This is a genomic window from Neoroseomonas rubea (assembly GCF_016106015.1).
Classification (GTDB): domain Bacteria; phylum Pseudomonadota; class Alphaproteobacteria; order Acetobacterales; family Acetobacteraceae; genus Neoroseomonas; species Neoroseomonas rubea.
The window spans coordinates 1-6,802 of record NZ_JACADQ010000227.1; the positions used below are offsets into that span (position 1 = coordinate 1).

Consider the following 6,802-nt stretch of genomic DNA (forward strand, 5'->3'; position numbering starts at 1 on the left):
TGCCCGGGCCGCAGATGGCGGGGCTTTGCGCCTCCGGCCGCGGCGCCGTGCTGCTGCTGGGCGCGCGGGAGCCGAACCTGCGGCCGATCGTCGGCGTCCCGAGCGTCGAGTTGCGGCTGCGCGGCGCGCCGCAGGCGGGGCCGGCGCGGCCGCGCATCATGTGCCTCAGGACATCGTCGCGCACCGCGCCGGGCTGAGCCGCCAGGCCCGGTCCCGCCGCCAGGCAAGCCACAGCACCAGCCCCCAGGCCAGCGGCATGACAAGCGGAAAGGGGTGGAGGACGAGCAGGGCAGGCCAGAGGCAGGCCAGCAGCAGGAGCGGCTTTTCCCAGGCCAGGAAGCCGTCGCGGATCCCCGCACGCGCCAGGAACAGCACCGCGATCGCGATGGCGGGCGAGTCGTAGCCCCAGACATAGGGCGTCATCAGGTAGGCCGCGGCGATGCCGGCCGCCGCGCGCGCCTCCTCGGGCCCTTCCGGGCGCCGGAGCCACAGACGCAGCGTCAGCGCCGCCGCCGCCAGCGCCGCCATGCCATGGGCGAGCATGGCCGCGCGGTCCTCCCCCGTCAGCCGCGCGACGAAGGCGAAGACCGACTGGATGCGGGGCGAGACCTCGAGCCCCGGGCCGAGCAGCCGCTCAGTATTGCCCGCGATCGAAGGCAGAAAGGCAAGCCAGGTCGCGCTGCCGAACGCCAGCCAGGACAGCGCCATGGCCGCGAGCGCCACGGCGGCGGCGGCGGCGAAGACCCGCCAGCGCCCGGTCAGCGCCAGGATCAACGGCAGGAGCAGGCCGAATTGCGGCTTGATCGTCAGCAGCCCGAGCGCGAGGCCCGCCGCCCATGGGCGGCGGTCCATCAGCGCGAAGGAAAGGCCGATCAGCCCCGCCGTCAGCAGCCCGTTCTGCCCGACGCTCGCGGTCAGCAGCACCGGCGGGGCCGCCAGCGCGGCAAGGATCGCGGCCGGCCGCCCCAGCACCGCCCAGGCTGCGGCTGCATGGACCGCGCCCGTCGCCAGCACCCACACGAGCCAGCCCCAGGCGTAGGGCAGCATCGCGAAGGGGATCACCAGGAAGAAGAAATGCGGCGGGTTCAGCCAGGCGAGGTAGGGTGCCCCCGCCGCCCCTTCGGCAAGGCTGCCGGCCTGGACCTGCTGGAGCACATCCCAGTCATACGCCTCCGGCGCCCGACCGGCGAGCGCGAGCCGCCCGGCGGCATGGAAGGCGAGGAAGTCGGTGGGCGGGGCCCCGTCGGCGCGGAACAGCGTGCCGACGAACAGCACGGCGAGGTAGAAGACGACGATCGCGCCGCCGAACAGCGCCACGCGCGCGCCGGTCAGCCAGCGCATCTCCCCCGCGCCGCCGGGCATGCGTGGTTCAGCTGCGCCCGTCGCCGGGCGTGACCTCGATGACCTGGCGGTTCGTGCGGAAGCTCTCGCCGAGGGCCTGGACATCGCCCCCTTCCGCACCGAGCACGTTGCGCGCCGCGGCGACGTCGCCCGTGGCGGCGAGCGAGATGCCGTAATTGGCCGTGACGCGCTGCGGCGCGTCGGCCCGGCGGGCGAGCGGCTCGAGCACCGCGCGCGCTTCATCCGGCCGGCCGTCGAGCAGCAGCGACAGGCCGAGATTGTTGGCGACCGAGATCCGGTCAGGCTCGACCGCCTGGGCGCGGCGATAGGCCTCCTGCGCTTCCGGATGGCGGCCCATCAGGTCGAGCGCGACGCCGCGGCCATCGAGCGCATCGACGTTGCGCGGTTCGGAGGCCAGCACGCGGTCGAACAGGCCAAGCGCCTCCCCCGCAGCGCCGTTGCGCAGACGGAGCCGGCCGAGCGTGACCATCAGCGGCCGGGCGTTGGGTGAGCGTTCCACCGCCGCGGCGAGCACCTGCTCGGCCTGGCGCATGTTGCCCGAGCGCATCAACGCGCCGGCGAAGCGGGCCTGCACCTCGGGGTTGTTCGGGTCCCGCGCCGCGGCGGCGCCGTACATGGACAGCGCCACGTCGATCTGCCCCTGCGCTTCCGCCGTGCTGGCGACGCGCAGGCGGGAGGCGGTGTCGGGGTCGCGCGGCCCGTCCCCAGTCGCGCAGGCGCCGAGGGCAAGGGCGAGAAGCAGGGCTGACGGGCTGCGCATCACTGGTCCATGCCTGAGAGGAGGCCCTTGCCGAGTTCGAGCACCGAAGGCCCGACCAGGGCGATGAAGACCGCGGGCATGATGAAGAGAATCAGCGGAATCACCAAGAGGGCGGGGAGGCGGATCGCCTTCTCCTCGATCCGCAGCATGCGGTCCTGGCGCATTTCCGCGGCCAGCACCCGCAGCGCCTGGGCGAGCGGCGTGCCGTATTTCAGCGTCTGCGACAGCGTCCCCCCGAGGCGCTTGAAGCCGTCGAACTCCGAACGTTCCGCGAAGCGTTCCAGCGCCTGGCGGCGGTCGGGCAGCATGCGCAGTTCCTGCACCAGCACGAGGAAGGCGATGGCGAGCGGGCGGTTGTTGTTCTCGATCTCACGCGCCACGCGGTCGAGCGCGGTCTCGATCCCGAGCCCCGCCTCGGCGCAGACGACGAGGAGGTCGAGCGCGTCCGGCAGGCCCTTGCGCAGCTTTTCCTGATGCTTCCCCTTCAGGTAGGAGAGCACGAAGTTCGGCCCGAAGATCGAGAAGAAGATGCCGCCGAACACGACGAAGGCCGTCTGCGGCCCGCCCATGTTCGTCACATGGGCATAGGCGTAGGCGAGGATCGGCAGCGCCACCATCAGCACGGCCTTGACGCCGATGAAGGTCGGCACCGCGGCGCGCGGATTGAGCCCGGCGGCGGCGATCGCCATCTGGAAGTCGCCGATGTCCTTCTCGGACACGATGGCCGTGTTGCGCAGCGCCTCGCCCAGGCGACGGAAGGGCGCGACCGCCGCGCTGGCGCGTTCCCCGGTCGCGGAAGGCTGGTCGGCCGTGGGCCGGACCAGGCCGCGCACGCGGCCCGAGATGTCCTTGTCCTCCGCCCCGCGCGCCAGCAGCACCGCGGCGAGAATGGCGAAGAAGACGGCGCCGCCGACGGCCAGGACGGCAAGCAGCCCGGAACCCTGGAGCTGTTCGATCATCGCCTCAATCCGATCCCGCGCGCTTGATCATCCAGCGGATCACAAGGTAGCCGAACACCGAGAAGCCGAGGCCGATCATCAGAAGCTTCTGCCCGGTCGGGTTGTAGAAGAAGTTCTCGATGTAGAAGTCCTGGATCTGCGACATGGCCAGCGCCGCGATGTAGGGCAGCACCATCAGGATGCCGGCCTGCATGCGCGCTTCCGCCGCCAGCGCCTTGGCCCGCTTGGAGAGCGCCACGCGCTTGCGCACGATGTCGGCGAGGTTCTCGAGCGTCTCGGCGAGGTTGCCGCCGGTCTGGGACTGCAGGCCGAGCGTGACCGCGAGGAACGAGAATTCCGGCAGCTCGGTGCGCTTGTAGAGCCGCATCAGCGCCTGGTCGACCGGCCGGCCGACCGCGACATCGCCCAGCATGCGGGAGAATTCGTCGCGCAGCGGGGAACTCATCTCCGCGGCGACGCTGCGCATCGCCTCGCCCACCGGCAGGCCGGCCCGGATCGCGCGGACCATCATCCCGATCGCATCCGGGATCTGGACGAACATCGATTCGACGTAGCGCTGGTGCTGCCAGCCGAACAGCCCGCGGATGGCGAAGAGACCAAGCACCAGGCCGATCGGTATGGACAGCGAACGGCCGAGCAGGAAGCCGATGTAGTAGCCGCCCAGCACGCCCACGATCACGCCGAGCAGGATCGTCAGCCACCAGGGAATGAGCTGTTCCTGCGGCAGGTCCGGGTTGAAGCGCAGCAGGCGCAGGAAGCGCTGCACCAGCGGCTGCGTCTCGTTCGTCTGCAGGCGGATGCTGGGCAACCCGCTCTGGAGCGCGGCCTGCGCCTCGAGCGCGCCGGCCACCGCGACCCGCTCCTTCAGCCGGCGCGCCTGTCCCGTCTTCACGAGCGTCACGAGGCCCGTGACGAGCGCGACGGTCAGGATGGCGCCGACGCCGAGAAGAAGGGCCTGGTCCATCTTCAGGCGTCCTGGAGGGCGCGCATCCAGGGATCGAGCATGCCGAAGTAGTTGAGCCGCTCGACGAAGGCCGGGCGCATGCCGGGCGACACCCAGGATCCGCGCAGGCGCCCGTCCGCGTTCTCCCCTTCATACTGGAAGGTGAAGATGTCGTTCATCGTGATGACATCGCCCTCCAGGCCGCAGATCTCGCTGACCTGGGAGACGCGGCGGCCGCCGTCGCGCATGCGCTCGATCTGCACGATGACGTCCACCGCCGCGGCGATCTGCGTGCGGATGGCGCGCGAAGGCAGGGTCGCCTGGCCCATCATCACCATGTTCTCGATACGCGTCAGGGCATCGCGAGACGAGTTCGCGTGGACGGTGCAGAAGGACCCGTCATGGCCGGTGTTCATGGCCTGGAGCATGTCGAAGGCTTCCGGGCCGCGCACCTCGCCGACGATGATGCGGTCGGGCCGCATGCGCAGCGCGTTGCGCACGAGCTCCCGCGCCGTCACCTCGCCGCGGCCCTCGAGGTTGGCGTGCCGGGTCTCGAGCCGCACCACATGCGGCTGCTGCAGCTGCAGTTCGGCCGCGTCCTCGATCGTGACGATGCGCTCGCCATGGTCGATCAGCCGCGACATGGCGTTGAGCATGGTGGTCTTGCCCGAGCCCGTGCCGCCCGAGATCACGACGTTCAGCCGGCAGCGCGCCGCGATCTCGAGGATCCGCTGCACCGGCGCCGACATCGACCCGTTCGCGGCGAGCGAGCCGAGGTCGTAGCGCTTCTTGGCGAATTTGCGGATCGAGATGCACGGCCCGTCGAGGGCGAGCGGCGGGAAGACGATGTTGACGCGCGAGCCGTCGAGCAGGCGCGCGTCGCACAGCGGGCTCGATTCATCGACGCGCCGGCCGACGGTGGCGGCGATCTTCTGCGCGATGGCCGCGACCTGCGCCGAGGAGCGGAAGCGGACATTGGTGCGGATCAGCTTGCCGCGGACCTCGACGAAGACGTTGTCGGGGCCGTTCACCATGATGTCGTTGATGGTGTCGTCGGCGAGCAGCGGCTCGAGCGGGCCGTAGCCCACCATGTCGCGCGCGATCTCCTCGGCGATGCGCGACTGGTCGCGCGCCGAGATCTCCATCCGCTCGCGGCTGGCAAGCTCATGCACCAGCGCATCGAGCTGCTGGCGCAGCGCCGCCGGCGGCAGTTCACCCGCGACGACCGGATCGATCCGCTCGAGCACGAGCGTGCGAAGGCGAGACAGCTCCGCGCTGTCGGACAGCGCGAGATCGGCGGCCGAGATGTTGACCGACCGCGTCATCCCGTCGGTCGAGATCGGCACCGGGAGCTGCGAGGTGCCCTCGCTCCGTCGCCCGAAGGGTCGCATGGTTCAGCCTCCGCGTCCGAAAAGTCGCGAGAACAGCGAGCGGGACCGCTCCGCCGAGCGCACGGCCGCGATTTCCTGCGTGAGCTGGGACATCGCGCGCCGCAGGGGCGGGCTGTCGCGCAGCGCCGGGCGCCCGAGATTGGCCGCGCGCGGCAACTGGCGCGGGAGGTCCGGGATCACGACCTCGGGCGCCGCGCCGATGCCCTCGGCGACCAGCTTGTCGGGCAGGTAGCCCCGGCGGCCCGAGCCGTTCAGCACGGTCATGACGCGACCCGGCGCGCCGGTCGTGGCCACCAGCTTCCTCAACGAGACGGTGTCGCGGATGCTCGCGACATCCGGCCCGAGCACCAGCACCACATGCCGTGCCCGTTGCAGGACCATCTTTTCCACCGGCCCGGGGGGCATCGGCAGGTCGACCACCACATGGTTGAAGCGCTGCCGCAGCATGTCGATCACGCGGCGCACGCCTTCCTCGGACGGGCAGGTGTCCGCCTCCATCGGCTCCTCGGCCGCGATCAGGCGCACGCGCTCGCCGATCGGCACGGCGACGCGGTCGAGAAAGAGGCTGTCCACCCGCTCGGGTTCCTCGAGCGCGATGCGCAGGCCCGAGGTGACGCGCGCGCCCAGCATCATCGCCGCCGTGCCGCCGCGCAGGTGCAGGTCGAGGATGGCGACGTGGCTGCGAGTCGCTTCCTCGAGCGACAGGCCGAGATTGACCGCCAGCGTCGTCGCGCCGACGCCGCCATGCACGCCGCAGACCACGGTCACCTGGCCGCCGCGGTCCTGGCCGACATCGCCGCTGCCCTGGACATGCGGGGCGAAGAGCCTGGCGACATTGTCGCGCGTCAGCGGCTTGTGCAGGTATTCATGAACGCCGATATTGCGGGTAATGTCCCGGTAGAAGCCGATTTCCGTCCGCTCGCCGACGACAAGGACGCGGACATCCGGCGTGCAGACCGACGCAAGGTCGTCGAGCGCGGCGAAGGGATCCTCCACGCCGCTGATGTCGACGATCAGGATGCGCGGCGTCACTTCCTTCTCGAGCGACTTCACCGCCGTGCGCACCGTGCCTCGGCGGATCTGCATGCCCAGCACGTCGCCCAGCCCGCCGCGGATCGCAGCCTCGCTCGCCTCGTCGGAGACGAAGACCATGAGCATCGGGCGGTCCGCGGACGTGATCGCCCCGCCGCGCTGGGCGTCGGGCACTTCACGGGTCATCATGGGTTCAGCGCGCACCGCCGCCACTCCCGCCGCCGCCGCCGCCCTGCGACACGCCGGCCGCACCGCCGCCGCTGCCGCCGATATCCGACAGGCCAGCCGGCAGGGCGGGGCGAGCGCCGGCTTCAAGCGCACGGACAGCCGCGGCGCCCTGCTGGCCGCGGTCGGT

General features: G+C 71.3%; 8 protein-coding genes. 2 read left to right on the top strand and 6 right to left on the bottom strand.

Annotation, left to right across the window (positions count from 1 at the left end):
* Window positions 1-197, top strand: a 197-nt coding sequence (locus HW577_RS17760) for a hypothetical protein (RefSeq protein WP_198377480.1), incomplete at its 5' end; no start/stop codon positions are given.
* Here the strand turns inward: HW577_RS17760 and HW577_RS17765 are convergent.
* From HW577_RS17765 to HW577_RS17790, 6 genes are read right to left on the bottom strand one after another with little or no spacing between them, the layout of a single operon-like run.
* Window positions 166-1,362: a glycosyltransferase family 87 protein gene (locus tag HW577_RS17765; protein ID WP_198377481.1), complete on the bottom strand. Its 1,197-nt coding sequence runs from the start codon at window positions 1,360-1,362 to the stop codon at window positions 166-168. The two genes, HW577_RS17760 and HW577_RS17765, sit on opposite strands and share 32 nt — an antisense overlap.
* A 7-nt stretch (window positions 1,363-1,369) precedes the next feature.
* Window positions 1,370-2,122, bottom strand: coding sequence for a tetratricopeptide repeat protein (locus HW577_RS17770; protein WP_198377482.1), 753 nt, complete (start codon window positions 2,120-2,122; stop codon window positions 1,370-1,372).
* Window positions 2,122-3,081, bottom strand: coding sequence for a type II secretion system F family protein (locus HW577_RS17775; protein WP_198377483.1), 960 nt, complete (start codon window positions 3,079-3,081; stop codon window positions 2,122-2,124). The genes HW577_RS17770 and HW577_RS17775 overlap by 1 nt, the downstream gene beginning before the upstream one ends.
* A 4-nt stretch (window positions 3,082-3,085) precedes the next feature.
* Window positions 3,086-4,045 carry a type II secretion system F family protein gene (locus HW577_RS17780; protein ID WP_198377484.1) on the bottom strand — a complete coding sequence of 320 codons (960 nt, stop codon included), beginning with the start codon at window positions 4,043-4,045 and terminating at the stop codon, window positions 3,086-3,088.
* A 2-nt stretch (window positions 4,046-4,047) separates the two neighbouring features.
* Window positions 4,048-5,415 (bottom strand): TadA family conjugal transfer-associated ATPase, encoded by a 1,368-nt coding sequence (locus HW577_RS17785; RefSeq protein ID WP_232475026.1) that lies wholly within the window; start codon window positions 5,413-5,415, stop codon window positions 4,048-4,050.
* A gap of 3 nt (window positions 5,416-5,418) precedes the next feature.
* On the bottom strand, window positions 5,419-6,573 hold the full coding sequence (locus HW577_RS17790; protein ID WP_232475027.1) for a CpaE/TadZ family protein: 1,155 nt from the start codon (window positions 6,571-6,573) through the stop codon (window positions 5,419-5,421).
* Between HW577_RS17790 and HW577_RS26625 the strand changes: the two genes are divergently transcribed.
* Window positions 6,566-6,802 (top strand): hypothetical protein (locus tag HW577_RS26625; protein ID WP_232475028.1); only part of this gene is annotated, 237 nt, incomplete at its 3' end. The two genes, HW577_RS17790 and HW577_RS26625, sit on opposite strands and share 8 nt — an antisense overlap.